This is a genomic window from Streptomyces sp. bgisy100 (assembly GCF_057709105.1).
In genome coordinates, this window is sequence record NZ_JBYITE010000117.1 from 1 (window position 1) to 671 (window position 671).

Annotated in this window: 1 protein-coding gene; it reads left to right on the forward strand. The window is 68.1% G+C overall.

Annotation, left to right across the window (positions count from 1 at the left end; genetic code table 11):
- Positions 1 to 96 precede the first annotated feature (96 nt).
- Positions 97 to 671 (forward strand): transposase (locus AC3EQ1_RS31315; RefSeq protein ID WP_432097684.1); only part of this gene is annotated, 575 nt, incomplete at its 3' end.

The window sequence follows — 671 nt, forward strand, 5'->3', positions numbered from 1 at the left end:
GCGACGCTGTTGGTTTATTCGGGCCCTGCGTGACGTCGGCCTTCGAGATCCGGTTGTGGTCTTGAGGGCCGACGTTGTCGTATGGGGAGGGTGTCGATGTCGTTGCAGCCGCAGGAGCCGGGGGAGATCCCGGTGGAGACGGTGCGGGTGGCTCGGGCTGCGTTCCCGAAGGGCAGCCTTGCAATCCGGATCCGGGACGAGCTGGGGTCGCTGTTCACCGATGAGCAGTTCGCGGACCTGTTCCCGGTGCGGGGCAAGCCTGCCTGGTCACCGGGTCGGCTGACGCTGGTATCGGTGTTGCAGTTCGTGGAGGGGCTGACTGACCGGCAGGCCGCGGAGGCGGTGCGGGCCAGGATCGACTTCAAGTACGCCCTCGGCCTGGAGCTGGCCGATCCCGGTTTCGACTTCTCGGTCCTGTCGGAGTTCCGGGACCGGCTGGTAGAGGCGGATGCCGGACGGCGGGTGCTGGACGGCATCCTGGCCGCGGCCCGGGAGAAGGGCCTGCTCAAGACGGCCGGCCGGGCCCGCACCGACTCCACGCACGTACTGTCCGCGGCCCGTCAGCTGTGCTGGCTGGAGATGGTCGCTGAAACACTGCGCTCGGCGTTGAACGCACTGGCCGAACAGGCTCCCGACTGGCTGGCCGGTATCGCGGAACCGGACTGGTTCAA